Below are 21,625 nucleotides of genomic sequence, written 5' to 3' on the forward strand. Positions count from 1 at the left end.
GAGGGGATGGGGTCAGAGCCCTTCCTGCGGAAGGGATCTGACCCCTCCGGTCAGGGCTCGCGGCGGTGCAGCCAGCGGTACAGCACGGGCAGCACCAGCAGGGTCAGCAGCGTGGACGAGACGATGCCGCCGATCACCACGGTGGCCAGGGGCCGCTGCACCTCCGAACCCGCACCGACATTGAAGGCCATCGGCACGAAGCCCAGCGAGGCGACGAGGGCGGTCATCAGCACCGGGCGCAGACGCCCCAGCGCGCCTTCGCGCACCGCATCCAGCAGGGGCAGACCCTGTTCGCGCAGGTGGCGCACGAAGCTGATCATCACCAGGCCGTTGAGCACCGCCACACCCGACAACGCAATGAAGCCCACGCCGGCCGAGATCGACAGCGGCAAGCCACGCAACGCCAGCGCCAGGACGCCGCCGGTCAGGGCCAGCGGCACGCCGCTGAACACGATGGCCGCATCACGCACCGATCCGAACGCCCAGAACAGCAGCACGAAGATCAGCAGCAGCGTGACCGGCACCACCACGGCCAGGCGCTGGCTGGCCGAAATCAGCTGCTGGAAGCTGCCGCCGTAGTCGATCCAGTAGCCGGCCGGCAGTTCCACCCTGCCCTGCACCGCCTGCTGCAGGTCCGCCACGAAACTGCCCAGGTCACGATCGCGCACGTTGGCGGTGACCACGATGCGGCGCTTGCCGTTGTCGCGGTTGATCTGGTTCGGCCCTTCGCTGGTTTCGATGCGGGCCAGTTCACGCAGCGGCACGGTGCGCGGTGCACCGCTGCCCGCGGCCACGCCCCGGCTCAGTTCATCGCCGTTGTCGCTGGCCAGCGCCGGTTCCAGCGAAATGGGCAGGTCGGCCAAGGCGGCCGGGTCCTGGCGCAGGGCTTCGGGCAGGCGCACCACGATGTCGAAGCGGCGGTCACCTTCGAACAGCTGCCCGGCCACCTGCCCACCCACGGCGGTGGCCACGGTGGACTGCACCTGGCCCGGGTTCAAGCCATACCCGGCCAGCCGCTGCCGATCCGGCAGCACGGTCAGCAGCGGCAGGCCGGTGGTCTCTTCCAGCCGCACATCGGCCGCACCCGCTACCGCTGCGACCACGCGCTGCAGGCGCTGGCCGACGTTGCGCAGGGTGTCCAGGTCATCGCCGTACAGCATCACCGCCACATCGGCACGCACGCCGGAAATCAGCTCGTTCATGCGCATCTGGATCGGCTGGGTGAACTCGTAGTTGTTGCCGGGCAGCGATTCCACCGTGCGTTCCAGCTCGGCCAGCAGCGTGGCGCGCGACTTGCGCGGGTCGGGCCACTGGCTGCGGGGCTTCATCATGATCAAGGTGTCGGCCACCGAGGGCGGCATCGGGTCGGACGCCACTTCCGGCGTGCCGATCTTGGAAAACACCTTGGCCACTTCCGGCACCTGCAGCAGGCGGCGTTCAATCTGCACCTGCATCTGCACCGACTGCGCCAGGCTGGTGCCGGGAATGCGCATGGCATGCATGGCCACATCGCCTTCGTCCAGGCTGGGCACGAATTCGCTGCCCAGCCGCGTGGCCAGGGCACCGCAGACCAGCACCAGCACCAGGGCGCCCACGGCGACCCAGCGGCCGCGGCGCAGGGTGAACGCCAACAGCGGCTGGTAGCGCCGCCGCAGCCAGGCCATCAGGCGGTTCTCCTGTTCCTGCACGCGGCCACCGAGGAACAGCGCGATGGCGGCCGGCACGAAGGTCAAGCACAGCAGCATGGCGCCGGTCAGCGCCAGCACCACCGTGATCGCCATCGGGTGGAACATTTTTCCTTCCACGCCGGTGAGCGCGAAGATCGGCAGGTACACCGCGGTGATGATGCCCAGGCCGAACAGGCTGGGGCGGATCACTTCGGCGGTGGCGCTGGCGGTTTCGGCAAAGCGTTCGGCCACGGTCATGTCGCGGCCCAGCGCGTGCTGGCGTTCGCCGAAGCGGCGCAGGCAGTTCTCGATGATGATGACCGCGCCATCGACGATCAGGCCGAAGTCGAGCGCGCCCAGGCTCATCAGGTTGGCCGACACGCCGCCACGGGCCATGCCGGTGAGGGTGAACAGCATGGCCAGCGGAATGACCGCCGCGGTGATCAACGCGGCACGCACGTTGCCCAGCAGCAGAAACAGCACCACGATCACCAGCAGCGCACCTTCCAGCAGGTTGCGCGCCACGGTCTGGATGGTGCGGTCGACCAGCGCGGTGCGGTCGTAGCTGGCGGTAACGGTCACCCCCGCGGGCAGGCTGGCCTGCGCCTGCTGCAGGCGAGCGGCCGCGGCCTGCGCGACCTCGCGACTGTTGGCACCGACCAGCATCACCACGGTGCCCATCACTACTTCGTGGCCATTCTGGGTGGCCGCGCCGCTGCGCAGTTCCGGGCCGTCGGCCACGCTGGCCACGTCGTGCACGTGGATCGGCACGCCTTCGCGGCGGTCCAGCACGATGTTGCCGATCTCCTGCAGATCGGCCACCTGGCCGGGAATGCGCACCAGGAACTGCTGGCCATTGCGTTCGATGTAGCCGGCACCGACGTTCTGGTTGTTGGCCTGCACGGCTTCGGCCACGTCGTCCAGGCTGAAGCCCAGCGCGCGCAGTCGCGCCGGATCCGGGGTGATGTGCACCTGGCGCTGGAAACCACCGATGGTGTTGACCTCGGTCACGCCCGGCACGTTGCGCAGCTGCGGGCGGATCACCCAGTCCTGCAGCGTGCGCAGATCGGTGGCGGTGTAGGCCGTGCCGTCGGGCTTGCGTGCCTTGGGATCGGCGTCGATGGTGTACATGAAGATCTCGCCCAGGCCGGTGGCAATCGGCCCCAGCTGCGGGTCCAGCCCGGCCGGAATCTGCGAGCGCACCTGCTGCAGGCGTTCGGCCACCTGCTGGCGGGCGAAATACAGGTCGGTGCCGTCCTTGAACACCACGGTGACCTGCGAAAGGCCGTAGCGCGACAGCGAACGCACGTGGTCCAGCTTCGGCAGGCCGGCCATCGCCGTTTCCACCGCGTAGGTGATGCGCTGTTCGCTTTCCAGCGGCGAATAGCCGGGCGCGGCGGTGTTCACCTGCACCTGCACGTTGGTGATGTCCGGGGTGGCGTCGATCGGCAGCCGGGTGAAACTCCAGATGCCGACCGCCACCAGCACCAGGGTCAGGCCCAGCATCAGCCAGCGGCGCTGGATGGCTGAGGCGATGATGCGTTCCAGCAGCCCGTGGCGGGCGTTGGGGTCAGTGCTCATGGCTGGCACCCGCCTTGCCGATGTCGGCCTTCACGGTGTAGCTCTGCTGCACCACCACCTGCTCGCCGGCACGCAGCCCGGCACTGACCGCCACCTGCTGCGCATCGCGTGCGCCCAGGGTGACCGGTCGCGCGGTATAGGTGTCGCCCTCGCGCACGAACACCACGTCCTTGCCGTCCAGGGTCTGCAACGCGCTGAGCGGCACCACGATACCGGCCGGCGTGCTGGCCACCACGATGCGCGCGCGCACCGCCGCACCTGGCCGCCACAGGCCATCGGCATTGTCCACGCTGGCGCGCGCCACGGTGCTCTGGCTGGCGGTGGCGGTGCCGGGCAGCACGCGTTCCAGCGTGGTGATCTGGCTGACGCCGTCGGTCATGCGGGTGACGGTAACCGGTACGCCGGCGGTGATGTGCTGGGTATCGGCACCGAAGATGTGCAGGTCCACCCACAGCTGCGACAGATCGCCTATCTCGAACAGCACCTGGCCCTCGCCCGCCATGGCGCCCACCTGCACCTGCCGCGACAGCACCACGCCGCTGATCGGCGCGGCCACGCTGTAGGTGGTCAGGCTGAGGTTGCTGTCGATGCTGGCCAGCGGCTGGCCGGCGCGCACGCGGTCGCCCACGTTCGCGCGCAGCGCGCGCACCGGGCCCGGGAAGCGTGCGGTGACCTGTGCGCTGCGCCCGTCGACCGGGGCCAGCAGGCCCTGCACGTCGTGTTCGTCGGCAATGGTGCCGGGGCCCGCTGCGGCGCTGACGATGCCCGCCTCGGCCGCCTGCGCGGCGGTGATGGTAGTGCGCTCGGGCGCATCGTCGGCATGCGCGGCTTCGCCTTCGGCGTGATCGTGGTCATCGTCCGCAGGCGACGCGGCCTGCGGGCCGCCGTTGCCACACGCGCTCAGCGCGGCCAGCAGCGCGGCCACGGTGGCCAGACGGATCAGGGAGGTGACAGCCTTCATGGCAGGGTTCCTTCAGCAGAGGCGGCCAGCAGCGGTTGTCCGCTCAGGCGCTGGATTTCGATCAGGGCGGACTGTGCCGACAGCGCGGCATCCAACTGGCGCTGCCGCGCTTCAATGCGCATGGCCTGCAGCTGGGCCCATTCCAGGTAGCTGATGGCACCGGCGCGCCATGCGGTTTCGGCGGCCTTTTCGGCCTTCTGCAGTTGCGGCAGCACGTCGCGCTGCATGCGCTGCACCTCCAGCCGGGCGGTTTCGTAGCGGCCGTGCGCCTCGGCCAGGGTGGCGTACAGCTGCAACGCGCGGGCCTCGCGCTCGACTGCGCTCAGGGCCAGTTCGGCTTCTGCGGCGCGGATCTCCGGCGCCGCACGGCGCGCACTGCCCAGCGCCATGCTGAAGCCGGCCAGCAAGGCGCTGTCGCCGCTGTCACGCATGTGGCGCACGCCCAGCTGCCAGGACAAATCACTGCGCTGCTGGCTGCGCGCCAACTGCAGTTGCGCTTCGCGCACGCGCGCTTCGGTGGCGATCACCGCCAGTTCCGGCGTGCGCTGCAGCAGCTGCGCCAGTTGCTGGAAGTCCTGCAGCGCGGGCAGCTGCAAGGGGTCGCCGGTGATGGCGTCGAAATCCACTTCGCGCGCGTTCCACAGCGCCGCCAGCGCCATGCGCGCGGCGCGTGCCGCCTGCAGGCTGCGGTCGCGGTCCAGTTCGGCCTGGGCCAGTGCCGCCTGCGCGGTCAGCAGCGTGGATGCTGGCGAGGCACCGGCCTGAAGGCGCAAACGTGCGGCGGCCACCGCGCGACGGCGCTGCTCGATATCGTCCACGGCGATGCGGCGCTGCTGTTCGGCCGCGCTGATGGCCAGGTAGCGGCGCGCGGTTTCGGCCAGCAGATCCAGGCGGGTGATCTCGCGCTGCGGGGCCAGCGCGTCCAGGTTGGCCTGGGCCACGGCACGACGCGCGTCCAGCTTGCCGCCGCGTTCCAGCACGCCGGCCAGGGTGACGGTGGCTTCGGCGGCATCGAAGCCGCGGGTGCTGCCGGTGCCCAGCACGTTCTCCAGCTCCACGCCGAGCACCAGCGCGGGGGTGAGGGCGGCGCCGTCCAGGCGGGCTTCGGCGGCCTGGCGCTGCAGGGTGGGCAGGCGCAGGTCGGGATGGGTACGGGCGACACGGTCGACGGCCGCGTCCAGGGTCAGGGGGTCAAGCGACGACGGCGCCTGCGCATGCACGCACGGCGCGATCGCCAGGGCCGCGACAGCGGCCAGGCGGATCCACATGGGAATACTCCGGAAATCTCAGGACAGGATCGGAAGCCCGCGCGCGGCGGGCGATGGATCAGGCCTGGATCGGAGGACGCAGCAGCGATTCCAGCGGCGCGGCACGGCCGTCGGTGTCGATCGTGGTCGGCGCGACCGCCGACGGCGGCGGTGGCAGTTCCCAGCTGGCCAATGCGAACGGCAAGACGCCGCCCTGGCCGTGACAGTGCCCGCAATGCACCAGCGCGTGCAGCAGGCGAGCGCTGGTGTCGTCCGGGTCGTGCCCGGCATCGAGCCCGGCGGCATCGTGCGGCGCCGCCGGATGGTCCAGATGCGACATCTCGTGCAGCTCGCCCAGTGCCGACGCCGTGGCGCCGCCCGCGCTGCCGATCGCCACCACCACCAGCATCAGCAGGCGGAGCAGGAACGACGGGCGGCGGCGCACGAAGCGGATCATGCCGGGAGGGTAGCGGGCGTTGCAGCCGTTACACAATCGCAGCCGCTCGCCGGGCATGGCCCGGCGGCGTGACCGGTCAGGCCTTCCGGCGTTCGGCGATATACGCCTGGATCTGCCGTTCCAGCACCGGCAGCGGCACCGAACCCTGCTTCAGCACGGCATCGTGGAAGCCCTTGATGTCGAACTTGTCGCCCAGCTCCTTCTCGGCCTGGGCACGCAGGCGCACGATGGCGATCTCACCCAGCTTGTAGCTCAGCGCCTGGCCGGGCCAGGAAATGTAGCGATCCACTTCGGTGGTCACTTCGTGCTCGCTCAGCGCGGTGTGGTCGCGCAGATAGGCCAGCGCCTGGTCGCGCGTCCAGCCCTTGCTGTGTACGCCGGTGTCGATGACCAGGCGCGCGGCGCGCCACATTTCGTAGGTCAGGCGCCCGAAATCCTCGTAGGGGGTTTCGTAGATGCCCATTTCCACGCCCAGCTTCTCGCAGTACAGCGCCCAGCCTTCGCCGTAGGCCGAGATGTAGGCACTGCGGCGGAACTCGGGCTGTTCGCCCTGCTCGGCCGCCAGCGCGCCCTGCAGGGCGTGGCCCGGGTCGGATTCGTGCAGGGTGAGCGCCGGCAGGTTGTACAGCGGGCGCGACGGCAGATCGTAGGTGTTCACCCAGTAGGTGCCCATGCCACCGCGACCCGCGGTCCAGAACGGAGCGATATCCGGCGGCACCGGCACGATGGTGAAGCGGGCGCGCGGCAGGGTCATGAACTTGCCGATCTGGCCGTCGGCACGCTTGGAGATCCACGCAGCGCGCGACAGCAGCTCTTCCGGCGTCTTGGCATAGAACTGCGGGTCGGTGCGCAGGAAAGTGAGGAAGTCGGCGAAGCTGCCCTTGAACTCCACCTGCTTGATGATGGCGTTCATTTCCTGCTGGATGCGGGCCACTTCTTCCAGGCCGATCCGGTGGATCTGGTCGGGCGACAGATCCAGCGTGGTGTACTCGTGGATCTGCTGCTTGTAGTACGCCTTGCCGCCCGGCATCGCTTCGGCGGCCAGGGTGGTGCGGGCCTGAGGCACGTATTCGTTCACGAAGAAGGTGCGCAGCTGCTGGAACGCCGGCACCACCTTGCCGCCGATCGCCGCCACTGCCTGCTCGCGCAGCGCGGCCTGTTCGGCGGCCGGAATGCTGTTGGGCAGTTTCTTGAACGGTGCGTACAGCGGCGACTGGGTCGGGTCCTTCAGTTCGGCCACGGTGGCGATGGACACTTCGCGGCCATCAAGCACCGCGCGCGGCACGCTGAAGCCGCGCTTCAGGCCGGCGCGCATGTTGTCGGTCTGCTGGCCGAAGTAGCGCGGCACATCGTTCAGGCGCGCAATGTAGTTGCGGTAGTCCTGCGCGGTCTTCATCTCGCGCCGGGCCATGAAGGACAGGTTGGACCAGAACGAGGAATCGGAATTGAACGGCATTTCGTAGCCGCGCAGGCGGGTTTCCTCGGCCAGGTTGAACACCTGGTCGCGATAGATCGCGTAGTTCACCTGGTTGGCCGCGCTGAGCGTGGCCGGGTCGATCTTTTTCAGGTCGGCCAGGGTCTGGTCCCAGACCTTCAGCCGGCCCTGCTGGGCGGCGGCGCCGACATCGGGCAGGCGGGTGGCATTGGCCGGTGCATCGCCGTCTTCGCTGGCTTCACCACCGCCGTCCTGGCGCCACTTCCATTCTTTCTCGTAGATCGCGCGGAACGCCGCGTCGGCGGGCGATTCGGCGGCCATGCTGGCCGGTGCAGCGCCAGCGGGCGGCGCGGCCAGGGCAACGGCCGGCGAGGCCAGGGCGATCAGCAGGGCAACGGCAAGACGGGTTTTCACAAGCACAGGTTCCCGGGAAGGCAGACCCCGATGATCGCACCGCCAGCCCCGTGCAGGCATGGGACGAAGGTCCTGCCTGCAACGCAGGCAGGACCTGGGCACCGGCCGCAGGCTGGGGCCCGAGCGCCGAAGGCGCGTGGTAGAGCCGACTGGGTAGAGCCGACTGTTAGTCGGCTACCCCTCCGCCACAGATGGCAAGGCCCGCGCTTCGCGCGAAAGTCGACTGACAGTCGACTCTACCCACTGCAGGCGCGCGCCCCCCGGCCCTCAATGGCCGGCTTTGTCGCGCTTCCAGCCGCGGTGCTTGATGTCCAGGTGCAGGCTGTACAGCGCGGTGAACGCCGGGAACAGGTTCTGCAGCACGCCCACCGAATCCTGCTTGGCCGAAAACAGGAAGTAGCTGAGCGTCATCAGGCTGCCGACCACGCTCATGTACCAGAACAGGCGCGGGATGACCGGCTTGCCCGCCCGCTTGGAGGCCACGAACTGCACCAGCCAGCGGCCACCGAACATCAGCGCGCCGGTGTAGCCGATCAGCTTCCAGCCGGTCACGTGCAGGCCGGTCCAGTACAGCCAGGTCAGCGGTTGGTCCAGCCAGTGCAGCTCCATCAACGCTCCTCCACCGCAGTGCGCTTGCTGCGGGTGATCAGCCACGCCACGCCGCGCAGGTCGCGGATGCCGACCAGCGCGCGGCCCAGGTTGTTGTACTTGGAAACCCCGGCGGTGCGATGGCGATGGTTCACCGGCACGCTGGTGGTCTTCCAGCCGGCCCGCTGCATCAGCGCCGGCAGGTAGCGGTGCATGTGGTCGAAATACGGCAGGTCGAGGAAGGCGGCGCGTTCGAACAGCTTGATGCCGCAGCCGGTATCGGGGGTGTCGTCGCGCAGCATGCGCGCACGGATTGCATTGGCCCAGCGGCTGGCCCAGCGCTTGCTGCCGCTGTCCTGGCGATTCACCCGCCAGCCGGCGAACAGCTTTACCTGCGCATCGGCGGCGGCGCGGGCGGCCAGCAGCTTGGGAATATCGGCCGGATCGTTCTGGCCATCACCATCGAGGGTGGCGATCCACGGCGCGCGCGCGTGCTTGACCCCGGTGCGCACGGCGGTGCTCTGTCCGCTCTGGCTGACATGGTGCAGCACCCGCAGTTCCGGGGTGGTGGCCTTCAGACCCTGCAGCACGGCCAGGGTGTCGTCGCGCGAATGGTCGTCGATGTAGACGATCTCGAACGGCAGATGGCCGCGCAGGGCGGCGGTGATCTCGGCCACCAGCGGGGCGACATTGTCGCGCTCGTTGAACACCGGAACGACAACGGAAAGCTCAGGTTGGCTCATGGGGCACTCGGCCAAGAGGGAAACAAAGACCGCGCATTGTCCGCAGCCGAGGTTATCCGAAGATGAACCCGGCTGCGTGAGGAGCCTTCCTCAGGCGCGATCGCCAAAGTACTCGCGGCACCACTGCACCACCGGCGGCAGCCCCTGTTCGATCGGGGTGACCGCGTCGAAGCCGAATGCGTCATGGGCGCGCCGGGTGTCGGCCATGGTGCGCACCATGTCGCCGGGCTGCATGGGCTTGTAGACCTTCTGCGCCGGGCGCCCGGCCGCCTGTTCGATCACACCGATGAAGCGCTCCAGCTCGACCGGGGTGTGGTTGCCCAGGTTGAACACGCGGTGCGGCACCGGCTCGGTGGACGGGTGCGCGAGGGCGCCGAGGATACCGGCCACGATGTCGGAAACATGTGTGAAGTCGCGCTGCATGCGCCCTTCGTTGAACACATCGATGGGGCGGCCGGCCAGCACTGCGCGGGAGAACAGCAGCGGCGCCATGTCCGGGCGGCCCCACGGGCCATACACGGTGAAGAAGCGCAGGCCGGTGGCATGCAGGCCATACAGCTGGGCATAGGTGTAGGCCATCAGCTCGTTGGCGGCCTTGGTGGCCGCGTACAGCGAGCGCGGCTGGTCCACGCGCTGGTCTTCGGAGAACGGCGGCGTGGCCGAATCACCGTACACCGAGCTGCTGGAGGCGTACACCAGGTGCTGCACGCCCCGGTGGCGGCACAGTTCCAGCATGTTGACGAAGCCGGTCAGGTTGCTGTCGACGTAGGCGTGCGGGTTTTCCAGCGAATAGCGCACGCCGGCCTGCGCGGCCAGGTGGATCACCGCACTGGGCTGCACTTCGTCGAACAGCGCGGCCAGGCCTTCGCGGTCGGTCAGGTCCAGCGTGCGCAGGTCCAGCGTGGGGCACAGCGCGGCCACGCGGTCGCGCTTGATCTGCGGGTCGTAGTAATCGTTGAAGTTGTCCAGGCCGACCACGGCCTGGCCCTGCTCCAGCAGGGCGCGGGCGGTGTAGGCACCGATGAAGCCGGCAGCGCCGGTGAGCAGGAGGGTCATGGCGGGGGCTCTACGCGCAGGAATGCAGCACAGATGTTACCCGCCTGGCTCAGGACAGGCCCAGCCGTGGCCGCGCCACGTTGAAGCGGCCGGTGTCGATGCGGTCGTCGATGCACTTGGCCTGCAGGCGTTCGAGCAGTTCATCGGCCCCTTCCTGCAGCTTCAACGCCATCTCTTCGGGGTACAGCGGCAGCACCGCGCGGAAGGCGATCGTGCGGCCATCATCGTCCAGCAGTTCGCCAAAGGCCGGCGGCACCGTAGCCGGATACACCACCATGGCGCCGTCGAACCGCACGTCAGCCGCGTAGGGTTCGGCCGGATTGCCATGCGGCACGGTGTGCCCGGGTGCCAGCCAGGTGTCATACAGATGCGGCAGGCGTGCCAGCGTCTGCAGCAGGCGCACCGGCCAGTAGAAACGCTCGTCCTGCAGCGATTGCGCATCCAGCGGCCAGTGGGCCGGCAGGGTCAGCATCAGTTCGGCGAAATGCGGAACATCCACGCCCGGCGGCAGGTTCATCGGCAGATCGCTCATGCCCGAGGTGACCAGCTGCAGCCAGGGACGGTCGGCGGTGGGCGGCACCACATGCACCAGCACGCGCACCGTATCGGGCAGCGCATCGTCGAACGCGCCCGCGACCGGCCCCAGGTGGCGCTCGATATAGGCACGGATCTGCGCCGTGTGCGGTTGGCCCTGTGCAGGCGAATGCACGGTGTCGCGGCGGTGCAGGTGCATGCGGCTGCCACCGGGGCTGACATCGTCGAAGTCATTGCTCATGCACGGTTCCCTGTCAGGCCCCGGGGCACGGCGCAGGCGCGCCGTGCGCGGGGCAGAAACCCGGCCGGGCTCAGCCCTGGCGCGTACGCAGCTTTTCCAGCACGCCGTCCAGGGTATCCAGGTCGGTGTAGTGGATGATCAGCTTGCCCTTGCCGCCGCGGCCATGGTTGATGGCCACCTTGGTGCCCAGCGATTCGGACAGTTCGGTTTCCAGCGACGCGATATCGGCCTGCTGCACCTTCGGCGTGGCCACCGGGCGGTTGCTGGGCACCTTGCCGGCGGCGAAGGCCTGCGCGCGGCGCTCGACCTCGCGCACCGACCAACCTTCGTCGGCCGCTTCCTGGGCCAGTTTGCCGGCCAGTTCCGGGGCCAGGGTCAGCAGCGCGCGGGCGTGGCCCATTTCCAGACGGCGGGTTTCCAGCAGCAGGCGGATCGCCACCGGCAGTTCCAGCAGGCGCAGCAGGTTGGACACCGCAGCGCGCGAGCGGCCCACCGCTTCGGCGGCCTCGGCGTGGGTCAGGGTGAATTCGCTGATGAGCCGCTGCAGCGCTTCGGCTTCTTCCAGCGGGTTCAGGTCTTCGCGCTGGATGTTCTCGATCAGCGCCATCGCGATGACGGTGCGGTCTTCCAGCTCGCGCACCACCACCGGCACTTCGTCCAGCCCGGCCAGCTGCGAAGCGCGCCAGCGGCGTTCGCCGGCCACGATTTCGTAGTTGCCGGCCGGCAGCTGGCGCACCAGGATCGGCTGGATCACGCCCTGCGACTTGATCGAATCGGCCAGCTCGGAGAGCTTGCCTTCGTCCATCTCGCGGCGCGGCTGGTACTTGCCCGGCTGCAGCTGGCCCACGGCCAGCTTGCGCAGCACTTCACCCGGCAGCGGCTCGATGACAGCAGTGGTGGCCTGCACCTGGCTGACCGCGCCCTTCGGACCCAGCAGGGCGTCCAGGCCGCGGCCGAGGCCTCGCTTCTTGGCTGCAGGCTTGCTGGTCATCAGGCGGTCTCCACGGCCTTGGCGGCCTTGTTGCGTTCGTTGTTGCGACGGATGATCTCGCCGGCCAGGCCCAGGTAGGCCACGCCACCGCGCGAGGCACGGTCGTAGCCGACGATGCTCTGGCCATGGCTGGGGGCTTCGGCCAGGCGCACGTTGCGCGGCACGATGGTGCGGAACACGCGATCACCGAAGTGTTCGGTCAGTTCGGCCGACACCGCGTTGGCCAAGTTGTTGCGCACGTCGAACATGGTGCGCAGCACGCCTTCGATCTCCAGCGCCGGGTTCAGGTTGGCACGCAGCGCTTCGATGGTTTCCACCAGCGCGCTCAGGCCTTCCAGTGCGTAGTACTCGCACTGCATCGGCACGATCACCGAATCGGCGGCGGCCAGTGCGTTCAGCGTGAGCAGCGACAGCGCCGGCGGGCAGTCGATCAGGATGTAGTCGTACTCATCGCGGATCGGCGCCAGCGCGCGCTTCAGGCGCTGCTCGCGCGCTTCCTGTGCCATCAGCTGGATCTCGGCCGCGGTCAGGTCGATGTTGCCCGGCAGCAGGTCGTAGCCTTCGGCGGTGGCCACGCGCACATCGGCGGCGTTGGCTTCACCCAGCAGCAGATCGTAGGTGGAGGCGACCAGTTCGCGCTTGTCCACGCCGCTGCCCATGGTCGCATTGCCCTGCGAATCGAGATCGACCAGCAGCACCCGCTTGGGTGCGTTGGCCAGGGAAGCGGCCAGGTTGACGGCGGTCGTGGTCTTGCCGACGCCACCCTTCTGGTTGGCGATGGCGATGATGCGGGCCATGCAGGTGTGCCTCGTCGACGGATGGTTGGGACCGGTCATTATGCGTACAACCGGCCCCGGGCGGAAATCGTGGATCGCCAACCCGTTGTTGCACAAGGGGTCGACGAGCGGGTTCAAGGGCCGGTAACGGTGACCAGATGGCGTTCGCCGGCCAGGCCGGGCACGCTCAGCGGGGTCACCTCGCGCACCTGCCAGCCCGCCGGCAGTGCGGCGATCTCGTCATGCGGGTAGACCCCCTTCATGGCCAGCAGCACGCCGCCGGGGCGCAGCAGGTGCCCGCCCACGCGGACGATGCCGGCCAGGGTGTCCATGGCGCGCGCGGTCAGCTGGTCGTAGGCGCCGGCCTCGTCCAGCGCCTCGGCGCGCGACTCGGCCACGCGGGCATTGGCCAGGCCCAGCTGGCGCACGGCTTCGCGCATGAAGCGCGCCTTCTTGCCGTTGCTTTCCACCAGGGTGACCTGCAGGCCCGGGCAGGCGATGGCCAGCGGGATGCCGGGCAGGCCGGGGCCGGTGCCCAGGTCGGCCAGGCTGCCATCGGCCACGAACGGCTGCATGGCCAGCGAATCGAGCAGGTGGCGGGTGACCATCTCCTGCGGGTCGCGGATGGCGGTCAGGTTGTAGGTGCCGTTCCAGCGGTGCAGCAGGGCCAGGTAGCGCAGCAGCGGCGGCGCCAAGTCGGCCGCCAGGCCCATGCTGGCCAGGCCCTGTTCCAGCGTGGCAACCACGCCGGCGGGAAGATCATGTTCGCTCATGCCGCCATTATCGCCGGTTTTGCCCGCCGGTTCGCCGCTTCGGTGCGCGGCATCAATCGGCATGCCAGGCCAATGCGGCGCGGAACTGGCCGCTGGCCTGCCATTCGTGCAGGTGCCAGCGCTCGGCCTGGCCCAGTTCGGCGTCGCAGGCCAGCAGGTGCAGCGCGCCATCGCGGCCGGGGGCCAGGCGCAGGCGGTGCAGGCCGAAGGAAATGCCCTGCCCGTGCGCCTTCAGGATCGCCTCCTTGGCGCACCAGACGCGGAAGAACCAGTGTTCGCGCTCGGCCACGGACAACCCTTCCAGCCAGGCCACCTCGTCGGGGTGGAAGAAGCGCTGCACGATTTCCAGCAGCCGCGGGCGTGGGCGCAGCAGTTCCAGGTCCACCCCCAGGCGCACGCCCTCGCCCAGCGCCACCAGCAGCACCTCGCCGCTGTGGCTCCAGCCGGTGCCGTAGTGGGCCAGCGCACCGGCCAGCTCGGGCCGACCCTTGTCATCGCGCACCAGCGGCAACGCCTCCGGTTCGACCCCCAGCGCCTGCGCCAGCACCTGCCGCGCCTGCGGCTCGCCCCGCTGGCCGGGCACATGCGGGCGCCGCCAGACGGTCACCGGGCCGAACCGCCAGGGGCCGTCCAGGGTGGCCGGCAGGCTCATCCGCACGCCCCCGTCACGGGATTGCACGACGGGTTCACGGCGCTGCGCGTCAACTGGCTGCGTTCCCTTCCGGAGGTCACGTACATGGGCATCATCATCTGGTTGATCGTGGGCGGCGTGGTGGGCTGGCTGGCCAGCATCATCATGCGACGCGACGCCCAGCAGGGCATCATCCTCAACATCGTGGTCGGCATCGTCGGCGCGTTGATCGCCGGCTGGTTGTTCGGCGGCGGCATCAACGAAGCGATTACGATCCGCACGTTCCTGTTCTCGCTGATCGGCGCGGTGATCCTGCTGGCCATCGTCAACCTGTTCACCCGCAAGAGCATACGGTGATCCGAGGGGTAGCGCCGGGCAATGCCCGGCGTCTCCCTGCCGCCGCTTCGCTCGCCGGGCATGGCCCGGCGCTACCGCTTCAACCCAATTCCACCCATGCCGGGGCATGGTCGCTGGGGCGTTCCCAGGTACGCGGCTCGCGGTCGATGCCCGAGGCCACCGCACTGCCCTTCAGCGCATCGGACACCAGGGTCAGGTCGATGCGCAGGCCCAGGTTGCGGCGGAAGCCGGCCGCACGGTAATCCCACCAGCTGAACACACCGGCCTCGTCGTTGTGCAGGCGGAAGCCATCGTGCAGGCCCAGCTGCAGCAGCTTGCTCAGCGCGCCGCGCTCGGCGGTGGAGGTGAGGATGTGGTTTTCGTTCCACACCTCCGGGTCGTGCACGTCGCGCGCGTCCGGGGCGATGTTGAAGTCGCCCATCACGATCAGCTTCGGGTGGCGCTGCAGCTCCTGCGCGATCCAGGCATGCACGGCTTCCAGCCAGCGCAGCTTGTAGTCGTACTTGTCGGTGCCGATGTCCTGGCCGTTGACCACGTACAGGTTGATCACCCGCAGATCACCGAAGGTGCCGGCGATGACGCGCTTCTGCTCGTCCTCGAAGCCGGGAATGCCGATCTGCACGTCCTGCGCCGGCTCACGCGACAGCAGGGCCACGCCGTTGTAGGTCTTCTGGCCAGCGAACACGCTGCGGTAGCCGGCGGCGATCAGCGCCGCTTCGGGGAACCTGTGGTCCTCCAGCTTGGTTTCCTGGATACCGACGATGTCCGGGCCGAAATCCTTGAGCCACTGCTCCAGGTGCGGCAGGCGGACATTGAGCGAATTGACGTTCCACGAGGCGATTTTCATGGGGGCATTCTACCCGGCCCTGCTTTGGTAGGCGCCAAACCCGCGTGCCAACCAAGGTTGGCACCTACCGGAACGCGGCCCCGTCAGTAGAGCCACGCCATGCGTGGCTTCACCGCAACAACACCTTCAACAACCCCGCAATCTTCGAATACGGCGGCCGCAGCCGGTCACTGGCCGCCCAGCGTGACTGCCACAGCACCGGCAGCAGCTTGCTCATGGCATCGAACCCGGCCCGGCCGTGGTACGCGCCCATGCCGCTGGCCCCCACCCCGCCAAACGGCAGGCCGTCGGCGGCGAAATGCAGCAGCGTGTCATTCACCGTCACCCCGCCGGCCACCACCTGGTCGAGGATGCGCTCCACCGTCGCGCGGTCCTGGCTGAAGGGGTACAGCGCCAGCGGGCGGTCACGCGACACCACGTCGGCCAGCGCCGCATCCAGGTCCGGGTAGGCCCGCACCGGCAGGATCGGGCCGAAGATCTCCTCGCGCATCAGGTCCAAGTCATCCGGCGGGTCCAGCACCACCGTGGGCACCAGCAGGCGCTCGCGGTCGGCGCGCGCGGCATCCACCTGGGCCAACGCAATGACCGGCACGCCGCGTTCGCGGGCCTGCGCCAGATAGCCCTGCAGGCGCTGGTACTGCCCCTCGTTGATGATGCGCGTGTAGTCGTCGGCATCGGCGAAATCCCCGTAACGCGCACGCACCTGCTGCTGCAGCGCCTGCACGAACTCGCGCTGGCGCAGGGTATCAATCAGCACGTAATCGGGCGCGATACAGGTCTGCCCGGCATTGAACCACTTGCCGGTGGCCAGCCGCGCGGCGGCTTTCTCAAGCGGGAAATCGCGGCAGACAATGGCCGGCGACTTTCCGCCCAACTCCAGGGTAAGCGGCACCAGATGCTCGGCCGCCGCCGCCATCACCTTGCGGCCGACGGCCGTTGAGCCGGTGAACACCAGGTGGTCCAGCGCCAGCGAGGAGACGGCCGCGGCCACGTCCGCACCACCCTGCACCACCGCCACGCGATCGGGCGGAAACACGCTGGCCAGCAGATCGGCCAGGAACGCGCTGGTGCGCGGCGTGTGTTCGGACGGTTTAAGCAGCACGTGGTTGCCCGCCGCGATGGCCGTGGCCAGCGGCACCAAGGCCAGAGTGACCGGGTAGTTCCAGGGCGAAATCACCCCGACCACGCCCAGCGGCGTCGGCCGCAGCTGTGCGCGCGCCGGCCACAGCTTCCAGCCGGCCGATGCCCGCTGCGGCTTGGACCAGCGCCGCAGGTGCCGGCGCAGATGGTTGATGGCCGACAGCACGCTCATGCCATCGGCCAGTTTCGATTCAACGTGGGCGCGGTGGCCGAAGTCCTCGGCAATGGCCTGGGCCATTTCATCCATGCGGGTCTGCAGCGCCTCGCGCAGGCGGCGCAGGTCGGCGTCGCGCTGGTCAAGCGAAGGGCGCTGGGCCTGCCAGGCGCTGCGCAGGGTATGCAGGATGGCGGGAAGGTCGGCTGGGGCGTTGGTGGTCATGGGCCGACTATACGAGCTACGGCGGTCATCGCCGCATGACAGGGGTCTGGAATCAACGGGGTCGGGTCGACTGGGTAGAGTCGACTGTTAGTCGACTGCTCCTGGCGCTATATCTGATTACCCCCGCGCTACGCACGATAGTCGACTCTACCCCGCTTCGCTTCTACCACTCCCTCAAGCAGAAAGGCGATGGTTCGAACCGTGGACTCTTCTTCGTTCCCTACTCAGGCACAGACTCCAGCCGCCAATCACGCAGGAGCTCGACCTCTCTCGCGATCGGACCTGCCTCTGCCCACGGAACGTCCGGCGATACTTCGTCCGCCGCCGGAATCCTCTGCAAAGGAGTACCCGTTTTTCCCGTGAAAAAATGGGGCATGAAGCAATACGGTGCATCTCCACTGTGACTGGGTATCTTCACCAACGTTGCAAATACCGCATTCAATGGCATCTTCGGCTTGTCGCCTGAGCACCAAGGATGCGAGGTAAAAGTATCCGGCACCTGTGCGCCAATCCGCTTGAACTCCGCGACGCTGGACACCTTGCCCAGAGAGAAGCGGCGTACCCGCGCCTCATCGTCCTCCAGTCCCGTCTCGATCAACCAACCCCAATTGTCATGCGCCGTACCGCCGTAGTCGCAGGTTACCAGTGTTACGTTTGGTGCTGCGTTGTTCCAGGACAGCCAGACCTTGTTCGTTCCGCACGCCGCTTTGATCAGGGGTGATCTTTTTTCGATCTGAACGTTGCCCTGACGCTTTGAGCTGATGACCGCCTTCACAACCTGGCGGTCGCTGGCTAATCCGGCCGGATCCTGCATCCTCCATGTCCACTCTACGGGCAGATGACGCCGTGACTCCAAGGGGTTCAGTCCCACCCCAAAGTAGTAATCACCGCGGAAATAGAATGCTGAGCAGGTAGCTTGCCACCCGGAGCCACAAGCAACCTCCGGATAGTCCGGATAAGCCGGCCAAGGACGAAGGTCATCTGCGTGCAGCGGTACCCATCCTGCATCAAGCAGCATCCTGCGTACCTGTGTGTACTCCATACCTTCTCGCACGCCAGTCACCCTATCGGCTTCTGCACGCTTCGCGGGGGGTGCGGGTGTGTCCGCCACCACAACGGACACCGCAACTAGAAGAAAGCCGAACATTATCTACTCTGGTGGGATCGCTTCTTCATACTATTCGGCGTGTGGACGCTTCGTCCGGCCCAGGGCAGTTCGCGCCACGCATTGTCGGATTCAACCAGGATTTCCCTCGTACTCCTTGCCAATTGCGTCAACTCGCGGCCTCATACAGGGAAGCCTGCAGCTTCGTACTTGTTTCATTGCCGATCAGCTTTACGTCCCTCAAGGTGAGCACCCGCCTGCCATGGTCATCGAGATGATGTGCAGGTTTCTGCATTTTTGGCTGGCTCCGCGATCTTTCTTGGAACGCAGGAATCATTCAACGTTGCACAATCTGTACAGTGGCTTCCAGCGCATGCAATCCGACTTGACCAGCAACCTGAAGTTCGCGAGATGATGGTGGCGCTAGCGATGGCCGCAGTGCTGTCTCTGTCTTCAGCGTCGAATGCACCTCTGCCGCCCAATGCCCATTTCGCGCTGGATGCAGAGCGCGAGTATTTCCCGATGGTGGGCGACAACCTTGCTTCGCTTGTGGGCGAGTTGGACGGTGAGTCCCCCTCCGGCGCCTCCATCAAGCGGGTGCTGGCCACGTTAGAGCAGCGACTGAATCGCACCTCATGCAAGCCAGAAAGCCCAGACACTACGCAGTCGCAGCCACGCGAAGTCATCTGCAACGTACCTGATGTAGAGCGCATATTTCCCTACTACGCAGACCTGCGGCAGGCAGAAACACCGGCGGAACATGATCGGCACGGCCGTCGCTTCCTCGACGCTTATGCGACATTGCTCAAGGATGCGGCGGATGTCGCCATCACTCGACCAAGCGAGGATGAGGCGGTGGATGGCTTGTTACATGTGCTATTCCCGTTCGAGGCCTGGGACGTGAGACTGGACATGCCACGCCCTGGCGGGCACTTCCCGTTTGTTCCTGTGTGCAACCTCGTTGTCGCTCGCGCTGCGCGCTGCCCAGGAGCCGACCAGTTGCGTAGAGAGATCGGGCAGGCAGGCGATGGGAGTGAACAGCGCTTGTTCTGCCTCAAGGAGTTCTCGAGGCGAAAGCTGGCGGAGGAAGGTGAGTGCCCCGAAATGGCCATCACAAACCCCTGATACCCATCGCATGCTCGCGCCTGCAAATGACGGTTTCCTGGAGAATGAACTTGTTGAGCTTGATCTTGGCAGTGCTCGCAACACTGGCTTCAACAGAGGATGCGAAGGCTGACGGCGGAAAATCGGTAAACGCTGGCAGCAACATCACACTCCGATACGACGGTGAGCAGAACGGTCGCTACCGGAACGTGTCAGTGATGAAGCACGGCAAGCTGGTGCGCCGCATGACACTGGGCGAGCGCTCTTACTTCCTGTTCGAGTACGACCCCGATCCGGCGACGTCTCCTGACGGCCGGTATGTGCTCGTCTCTGATGTGGAATCCGGAGAGGTTGGCATGCCGGATGGGCGCGGTTCTCTGCATGAAAGGCAGTATTGCGGTTTCATCGACACACAAAGCGGCTGCCTGCTGGCGCGACAGACCGGGCAATTCTGTGGAGGGCAATTCAATGACGCTGGCGCCTGGGTATCTCCTGCCCCTCCTGACCTGACCCTTGCGGATGGGCGCCCTACCGCAGAGGACTATGCCTCAGGCCGCCTGAGTTCCTCGGATGCACCGGATGGCTCCCTCGACAATCTGCTTCGCTGTGACCCGCCAGGACCAGGCAACTGGCACCACTACAGGAAGCTGATCGATGCAGGGACATTTGAGGTCACGCCTTTGGAGAGAGACGCGCTGTATGGGGGGTAGAGTCGACTGTCAGTCGACTGTCGCGCGCAGCGCGGGGTTTTCAGCGGTACCGCCAAGAGCAGTCGACCAACGGTCGACTCTACCCCAGCCGCATTCCCACAAACAGAAAGGCCGTGGTCTGCACCACGGCCTTTCCTTCATCCGATGAACATCATGCTTACTTGGTGATATCCACGTCCTTGGTCTCCCGCAGGAACAGGCCGCCGATCACCACCGACATCAGCGCGATGATGATGGGGTACCACAGGCCGTAGTACAGGTTGCCGGTACCGGCCACCAGTGCGAACGAAATGGCCGGCAGGAAGCCACCGAACCAGCCGTTGCCGATGTGGTACGGCAGCGACATCGAGGTGTAGCGGATGCGGGTCGGGAACAGTTCGACCAGGTAGGCGGCGATCGGGCCGTAGACCATGGTCACGTACAGCACCAGCAGCCACAGCATGAAGATCGTGCCGGCGTAGTTGATGCGCGAACCATCGGCCTTGGCCGGGTAGCCGGCGGTGGTCAGCGCGCCCTTCAGTTCGGCACCGAAGGCATCGGCCTTGGCCTTGCCTTCTTCCTTGGTCAGGCCGGCGGCCTCATACGAGGTCACGCTGGCCGTGCCCACGTTCACCATGGCCAGCGAACCGGCTGCGGCGGGCTGCACGTCGTAGGGCACGCCCGCCTTGGTCAGCGCGGCGGTGGCCACGTCGCAGGAGCTGGTGAACTTGCGCAGGCCGACCGGATCGAACTGGAACGAGCAGGTGTTGGGATCGGCAACCACCAGGGCCGGCGAGCTGCTGCGGGCTTCTTCGATGGCCGGGTTGGCGAAGTGGGTCAGGCCCTTGAAGATCGGGATGTAGGTGACGGCGGCCAGCAGGCAGCCGGCCAGGATGATCTTCTTGCGGCCGATACGGTCGGACAGCCAGCCGAAGAAGATGAAGAACGGCACGCCCAGCGCCAGCGCGGCGGCAATCAGCAGGTAAGAGGTGGTGGCATCGACCTTCAGCATGCTGCTCAGGAAGAACAGCGCGTAGAACTGGCCGCCGTACCAGACCACGGCCTGGCCGGCCGCGGCACCCAGCAGCACCAGCAGCATCAGCTTCAGGTTGCCGCCCTTCAGGCTGTCACGGAACGGGGTCTTGGAACCCTTGCCTTCGGACTTCATCTGCTGGAACAGCGGCGATTCGCTCAGCTGCAGGCGGATCCACACCGAAACGCCCAGCAGCAGGATCGACACCAGGAACGGAATGCGCCAGCCCCAGGCTTCGAAGGCTTCGTTGCCCAGGAAGTAGCGGCAGGCCAGGATGATCAGCAGCGACATGAACAGACCCAGCGTGGCGGTGCACTGGATGAAGCTGGTGTACAGGCCGCGCTTGTCGTCCGGCGCGTGCTCGGCCACGTAGGTGGCGGCACCGCCGTATTCACCGCCCATGGCCAGGCCCTGGGCCAGGCGCAGGATGATCAGGATCACCGGTGCGGCGAAGCCGATCGAGGCGTAGTTGGGCAGCACGCCGACCAGGAAGGTCGAGATGCCCATGATCAGGATGGTGACCAGGAAGGTGTACTTGCGGCCGATGCGGTCGCCGAGGCTGCCGAAGAAGGCCGCGCCGAACGGTCGCACGAAGAAGCCGGCGGCGAAGGCCAGCAGGGCGAAGATCATGCCGGTGGTTTCATTCACACCACTGAAGAACTGCTTGGCGATGATCGCGGCCAGGGAGCCGTACAGGAAGAAGTCATACCACTCGAAGACCGTGCCGAGGCTCGATGCGAAGATGACCTTCTTGTGGCCTTTGGTCAGGCTGCCCGCGGCGTTATGCGCGGTGCTGGGTGTACTGGACATGAGACGTTTTCCCCTTTGTAGGTGCCGACCGAGGGTCGGCACTCAATCTCGGTACGTGCCAACCAA

The 21,625-nt window shown here is 67.2% G+C and carries 19 protein-coding genes and 1 pseudogene; 3 read left to right on the forward strand and 17 right to left on the reverse strand.

Going from position 1 to position 21,625, the window contains the following annotated elements:
* Positions 1-50 precede the first annotated feature (50 nt).
* The 13 genes and pseudogenes from C1933_RS19595 to C1933_RS19655 form a co-directional block, all read right to left on the reverse strand.
* Complete coding sequence (locus tag C1933_RS19595) at positions 51-3,218, reverse strand: CusA/CzcA family heavy metal efflux RND transporter (RefSeq protein ID WP_199911461.1); 3,168 nt, start codon at positions 3,216-3,218, stop codon at positions 51-53.
* Between the two features lie 19 nt (positions 3,219-3,237).
* Positions 3,238-4,050, reverse strand: a pseudogene (locus C1933_RS19600) (efflux RND transporter periplasmic adaptor subunit); the annotation flags it as partial.
* 155 nt (positions 4,051-4,205) lie between these two features.
* Positions 4,206-5,477 (reverse strand): TolC family protein, encoded by a 1,272-nt coding sequence (locus C1933_RS19605; RefSeq protein WP_108754609.1) that lies wholly within the window; start codon positions 5,475-5,477, stop codon positions 4,206-4,208.
* A 58-nt stretch (positions 5,478-5,535) separates the two neighbouring features.
* Positions 5,536-5,913 (reverse strand): hypothetical protein, encoded by a 378-nt coding sequence (locus C1933_RS19610; RefSeq protein WP_108754610.1) that lies wholly within the window; start codon positions 5,911-5,913, stop codon positions 5,536-5,538.
* A 76-nt stretch (positions 5,914-5,989) separates the two neighbouring features.
* Complete coding sequence (locus C1933_RS19615; RefSeq protein WP_108754611.1) at positions 5,990-7,762, reverse strand: DUF885 family protein; 1,773 nt, start codon at positions 7,760-7,762, stop codon at positions 5,990-5,992.
* A gap of 267 nt (positions 7,763-8,029) precedes the next feature.
* Complete coding sequence (locus tag C1933_RS19620) at positions 8,030-8,371, reverse strand: lipid-A-disaccharide synthase N-terminal domain-containing protein (protein WP_108754612.1); 342 nt, start codon at positions 8,369-8,371, stop codon at positions 8,030-8,032.
* A complete protein-coding gene (locus tag C1933_RS19625; RefSeq protein WP_108754613.1) occupies positions 8,371-9,093 on the reverse strand; it encodes a glycosyltransferase family 2 protein in 723 nt (240 codons plus the stop codon). The genes C1933_RS19620 and C1933_RS19625 overlap by 1 nt, the downstream gene beginning before the upstream one ends.
* Positions 9,094-9,183: 90 nt before the next feature.
* On the reverse strand, positions 9,184-10,149 hold the full coding sequence (locus tag C1933_RS19630) for an NAD-dependent epimerase/dehydratase family protein (RefSeq protein WP_108754614.1): 966 nt from the start codon (positions 10,147-10,149) through the stop codon (positions 9,184-9,186).
* A gap of 49 nt (positions 10,150-10,198) precedes the next feature.
* Positions 10,199-10,924 carry a suppressor of fused domain protein gene (locus C1933_RS19635; protein WP_108754615.1) on the reverse strand — a complete coding sequence of 242 codons (726 nt, stop codon included), beginning with the start codon at positions 10,922-10,924 and terminating at the stop codon, positions 10,199-10,201.
* Positions 10,925-10,994: 70 nt separating this feature from the next.
* Positions 10,995-11,915 (reverse strand): ParB/RepB/Spo0J family partition protein, encoded by a 921-nt coding sequence (locus tag C1933_RS19640; RefSeq protein WP_108751359.1) that lies wholly within the window; start codon positions 11,913-11,915, stop codon positions 10,995-10,997.
* A complete protein-coding gene (locus tag C1933_RS19645) occupies positions 11,915-12,712 on the reverse strand; it encodes a ParA family protein (RefSeq protein WP_108754616.1) in 798 nt (265 codons plus the stop codon). Before C1933_RS19645 ends, C1933_RS19640 begins: the two co-directional genes overlap by 1 nt.
* 113 nt (positions 12,713-12,825) lie before the next feature.
* A complete protein-coding gene (rsmG, locus tag C1933_RS19650) occupies positions 12,826-13,464 on the reverse strand; it encodes a 16S rRNA (guanine(527)-N(7))-methyltransferase RsmG (RefSeq protein ID WP_108754900.1) in 639 nt (212 codons plus the stop codon).
* A gap of 52 nt (positions 13,465-13,516) precedes the next feature.
* Positions 13,517-14,116: a 4'-phosphopantetheinyl transferase superfamily protein gene (locus C1933_RS19655; protein ID WP_108754617.1), complete on the reverse strand. Its 600-nt coding sequence runs from the start codon at positions 14,114-14,116 to the stop codon at positions 13,517-13,519.
* Positions 14,117-14,200: 84 nt separating this feature from the next.
* Between C1933_RS19655 and C1933_RS19660 the strand changes: the two genes are divergently transcribed.
* A complete protein-coding gene (locus C1933_RS19660; RefSeq protein WP_108754901.1) occupies positions 14,201-14,452 on the forward strand; it encodes a GlsB/YeaQ/YmgE family stress response membrane protein in 252 nt (83 codons plus the stop codon).
* 79 nt (positions 14,453-14,531) lie between these two features.
* Here C1933_RS19660 and xth read toward each other — a convergent pair whose 3' ends face one another.
* The 3 genes from xth to C1933_RS20200 all read right to left on the reverse strand — a co-directional run bounded on the left by xth (position 14,532) and on the right by C1933_RS20200 (position 17,632).
* Positions 14,532-15,299: an exodeoxyribonuclease III gene (xth, locus tag C1933_RS19665; RefSeq protein ID WP_108754618.1), complete on the reverse strand. Its 768-nt coding sequence runs from the start codon at positions 15,297-15,299 to the stop codon at positions 14,532-14,534.
* Positions 15,300-15,408: 109 nt separating this feature from the next.
* Complete coding sequence (locus C1933_RS19670; protein WP_108754619.1) at positions 15,409-16,818, reverse strand: coniferyl aldehyde dehydrogenase; 1,410 nt, start codon at positions 16,816-16,818, stop codon at positions 15,409-15,411.
* Positions 16,819-17,038: 220 nt separating this feature from the next.
* On the reverse strand, positions 17,039-17,632 hold the full coding sequence (locus C1933_RS20200; RefSeq protein WP_159094028.1) for a hypothetical protein: 594 nt from the start codon (positions 17,630-17,632) through the stop codon (positions 17,039-17,041).
* A gap of 570 nt (positions 17,633-18,202) precedes the next feature.
* On the opposite strand from C1933_RS20200, the gene C1933_RS19675 reads away from it, so the two are divergent.
* Complete coding sequence (locus tag C1933_RS19675; RefSeq protein WP_159094029.1) at positions 18,203-19,048, forward strand: hypothetical protein; 846 nt, start codon at positions 18,203-18,205, stop codon at positions 19,046-19,048.
* Positions 19,049-19,098: 50 nt separating this feature from the next.
* Positions 19,099-19,737: a hypothetical protein gene (locus tag C1933_RS19680; protein ID WP_159094030.1), complete on the forward strand. Its 639-nt coding sequence runs from the start codon at positions 19,099-19,101 to the stop codon at positions 19,735-19,737.
* A 157-nt stretch (positions 19,738-19,894) separates the two neighbouring features.
* Here C1933_RS19680 and C1933_RS19685 read toward each other — a convergent pair whose 3' ends face one another.
* Positions 19,895-21,559: an MFS transporter gene (locus C1933_RS19685; protein WP_108754622.1), complete on the reverse strand. Its 1,665-nt coding sequence runs from the start codon at positions 21,557-21,559 to the stop codon at positions 19,895-19,897.
* Positions 21,560-21,625: the final 66 nt, after the last annotated feature.

Origin of the sequence: Stenotrophomonas sp. ZAC14D2_NAIMI4_6 (assembly GCF_003086875.1) — a bacterium.
GTDB lineage: Bacteria > Pseudomonadota > Gammaproteobacteria > Xanthomonadales > Xanthomonadaceae > Stenotrophomonas.

Excerpts from the sequence above, each read along its gene's own strand:
- C1933_RS19605 (WP_108754609.1), bottom strand. The coding sequence starts at position 5,477 with ATGTGGATCCGCCTGGCCGCTGTCGCGGCCCTGGCGATCGCGCCGTGC.
- C1933_RS19610 (WP_108754610.1), bottom strand. The coding sequence starts at position 5,913 with ATGATCCGCTTCGTGCGCCGCCGCCCGTCGTTCCTGCTCCGCCTGCTG.
- C1933_RS19620 (WP_108754612.1), bottom strand. The coding sequence starts at position 8,371 with ATGGAGCTGCACTGGCTGGACCAACCGCTGACCTGGCTGTACTGGACC.
- C1933_RS19625 (WP_108754613.1), bottom strand. The coding sequence starts at position 9,093 with ATGAGCCAACCTGAGCTTTCCGTTGTCGTTCCGGTGTTCAACGAGCGC.
- C1933_RS19630 (WP_108754614.1), bottom strand. The coding sequence starts at position 10,149 with ATGACCCTCCTGCTCACCGGCGCTGCCGGCTTCATCGGTGCCTACACC.
- C1933_RS19635 (WP_108754615.1), bottom strand. The coding sequence starts at position 10,924 with ATGAGCAATGACTTCGACGATGTCAGCCCCGGTGGCAGCCGCATGCAC.
- C1933_RS19640 (WP_108751359.1), bottom strand. The coding sequence starts at position 11,915 with ATGACCAGCAAGCCTGCAGCCAAGAAGCGAGGCCTCGGCCGCGGCCTG.
- C1933_RS19645 (WP_108754616.1), bottom strand. The coding sequence starts at position 12,712 with ATGGCCCGCATCATCGCCATCGCCAACCAGAAGGGTGGCGTCGGCAAG.
- rsmG (WP_108754900.1), bottom strand. The coding sequence starts at position 13,464 with ATGAGCGAACATGATCTTCCCGCCGGCGTGGTTGCCACGCTGGAACAG.
- C1933_RS19655 (WP_108754617.1), bottom strand. The coding sequence starts at position 14,116 with ATGAGCCTGCCGGCCACCCTGGACGGCCCCTGGCGGTTCGGCCCGGTG.
- C1933_RS19660 (WP_108754901.1), top strand. The coding sequence starts at position 14,201 with ATGGGCATCATCATCTGGTTGATCGTGGGCGGCGTGGTGGGCTGGCTG.
- xth (WP_108754618.1), bottom strand. The coding sequence starts at position 15,299 with ATGAAAATCGCCTCGTGGAACGTCAATTCGCTCAATGTCCGCCTGCCG.
- C1933_RS19670 (WP_108754619.1), bottom strand. The coding sequence starts at position 16,818 with ATGACCACCAACGCCCCAGCCGACCTTCCCGCCATCCTGCATACCCTG.
- C1933_RS20200 (WP_159094028.1), bottom strand. The coding sequence starts at position 17,632 with ATGCAGGATCCGGCCGGATTAGCCAGCGACCGCCAGGTTGTGAAGGCG.
- C1933_RS19685 (WP_108754622.1), bottom strand. The coding sequence starts at position 21,559 with ATGTCCAGTACACCCAGCACCGCGCATAACGCCGCGGGCAGCCTGACC.